This window comes from Aeromonas media (assembly GCF_000819985.1).
Taxonomy (GTDB): Bacteria; Pseudomonadota; Gammaproteobacteria; order Enterobacterales; family Aeromonadaceae; genus Aeromonas; species Aeromonas media.
In genome coordinates, this window is the sequence record NZ_CDBZ01000097.1 from 1 (window position 1) to 2359 (window position 2359).

The window sequence follows — 2359 nt, forward strand, 5'->3', positions numbered from 1 at the left end:
GCCATCGCTGTCGCTGGAGCCGTTGGCATCAAAGCTGGCGGCCAAATCTGTCTCGCTGTGGGTAAAGGCCGCGGTCGGCGCCACATTGGGGGCCACCACGCTAACGCTGGCACTCTGACTGGCTGTTGCGCCCTTATCGTCAGTCACCGTCAGGGTGACGCTGTAGGTTCCGGCGGCGGTGTAACTGTGGCTGGCCGTCTTGCCGCTGCTGGTTGTGCCATCACCAAAGCTCCAGCTGTAACTGGCAATGCTGCCATCGCTGTCGCTGGATGAACTGGCATCAACGCTAACCAGCAAGTCCGTTTCGTTGTGGGTAAAGGCTGCGGTCGGTGCCACATTGGGTCCCACCACGCTCACGCTGACGCTCTGGCTGGCGGTCGCCCCTTTGTCATCAGTCACCGTCAGGGTGACGCTGTAGGTTCCAGCCGCCGCATAGCTATGGCTGGCGCTCTTACCGGTGCCGGTTGTGCCATCGCCAAAGCTCCAGCTGTAACTGGCAATGCTGCCATCGCTGTCGCTAGAGCTACTGGCATCAAAACTGGCAACGAGATCAGCCTCGGAATGAGTAAAAGCAGCGGTCGGCGCAACATTCGCCTTGACCACGCTGATGCTGGCGCTCTGGTTGGCGCTCGCCCCCTGATCATCGGTGACCGTTAAAGTGACGATATAAGCGCCGTTGACCACATAACTGTGGCTGCTGGTCTTGCCGGTGCCGGTCGCACCATCACCAAAGTTCCAACTGTAACTGACGATGCGACCATCGCTGTCGCTCGACGCGCTGGCGTCAAAGCTGGCAACCAATTCCTTGGCGGTGTGGCTAAAGGCAGCGGTTGGAGCCACATTGGGTGCCACCACGCTAACGCTGACGCTCTGGCTGGCGGTCGCCCCTTTGTCATCAGTCACCGTCAGAACGACGGAGTAATCGCCAGCCGCCGCATAGCTGTGGCTAGCGCTCTTGCCGGTGCCGGTTGTGCCATCGCCAAAATCCCATTGGTAGCTGGCGATATCCCCAGTGGAGCCACTGGCATCCAAGCTAACCTCCAAGCCAGAGACTTGCTGGGTGAAGCTGGCGATCAATTCAGCGGCCGGAGGAGCCGGATTATCACCACCACCGCCGCCACAGGCAGTCATGAATAGCGCCAGCAGAGCCATCAGCCCGAGGCGCCAGAAAGTTGGATATCCGTGTCGTGTCATCATCCCTGTATCCCTGCTCTATGGGTTTTGCGTTAATTCGCTACAACCGAAGCGAGGCTGGCACTAGCACCGCAACGACGTATTTCTGCTATCTTGCCACCATGCTATTTGTCACAAAAAAACCCAATTAGCAACGCATAAGAGTCATAGGCCGAGTGATCGACCAGATAAGGTGTAATGCTAAAGGGACCGACCTGAAATTTTTTTCCTGAAACATAATCCCAGCCGACCGCAGGTATCACCCGTTCACCCGGTAGAAATGGGGCCGCAGCCATCAGGATGCGCCGAGCCGCCGGGCCAAGACCAACCGGAATAGTGCTGGCGACATGGCCCAGCAATCCAAAATGATCCAGATGGGGATGGGAGATCAGAATACCCAGTAAACTCGGATCTGAGCCATCCAGTCCTTGCACATTGGGTAAATATTTTGCGTTATCCCCGTCAGCATCCAGCGGAAGACCCAAATCAAGGAGTAGACGCTGACCATCACATTTTAGCTCGACACAACTACCACCAATCTGCTTGCTGCCCCGATGAATACAAACTTGCATTCTCTCCCCCATATCCCAATTAGCGACAACTGTTTTCTTTTGTAAAACACATGGGCTCGTAGGGATCGGTGATTACCTCTCATATAACACGACATCAACGTCAGGTGTCGTCATTCAAGTCCACGATAGGGATTATGAATAGCCTGGACTTCGATCGCTATGCTGGATGCTCACATATGTCGTCTCTACTTCCACCCCTTCATCGAATAAACCTGCTCTACCGACCATTGAGCGAAGCAAGCTGCTCGATGGAGCGAATACCAGCCAGCATCTTTTCCCGAGCCGAAGAGTTGGCGGAATGCACTGTGATTTTTGGCGGATTGAATTGATGAAGAGCAACGGCTTCTTCGATCCACAGAACCACGTCATAGCCAGTACCGCGTTCATCATCACCGAGATCATGATCGAGGCTTAACTCCTCGACGGCTCCAGTTTTCAGAAGTGCAATAGCTTCTGAAGGCCAGTAGACCCGGATCCAACCCGCTGGTGTAGTTCTTTCATCATCCAGGAATACACGGCCTTGTTGATCAAATCCAAAGTCGGATACTCGCTCCCCCACCCGCCGGGCGGGCTTAGTTGACGGCCTGCCGAATGGGCATACCAAGCCCTATGAC

General features: G+C 55.4%; 3 protein-coding genes. All 3 read right to left on the bottom strand.

The features are described 5' to 3' along the window. Positions 1-1197 (bottom strand): PKD domain-containing protein (locus BN1127_RS08580; protein ID WP_156139757.1); only part of this gene is annotated, 1197 nt, incomplete at its 3' end. A 101-nt stretch (positions 1198-1298) separates the two neighbouring features. Next, the gene (locus BN1127_RS21305; protein ID WP_082030017.1) at positions 1299-1745 is read right to left on the bottom strand and encodes an MBL fold metallo-hydrolase; all 447 of its coding nucleotides are present in this window, start codon (positions 1743-1745) and stop codon (positions 1299-1301) included. A gap of 217 nt (positions 1746-1962) precedes the next feature. Next, complete coding sequence (locus tag BN1127_RS23135) at positions 1963-2304, bottom strand: cyclic-phosphate processing receiver domain-containing protein (protein WP_042649155.1); 342 nt, start codon at positions 2302-2304, stop codon at positions 1963-1965. Between the last annotated feature and the right edge of the window lie 55 nt (positions 2305-2359).

What these genes read in the sequence shown, in the direction of transcription:
- BN1127_RS21305 (WP_082030017.1), bottom strand. Translation starts at nt 1,745, where the DNA reads ATGCAAGTTTGTATTCATCGGGGCAGCAAGCAGATTGGTGGTAGTTGT.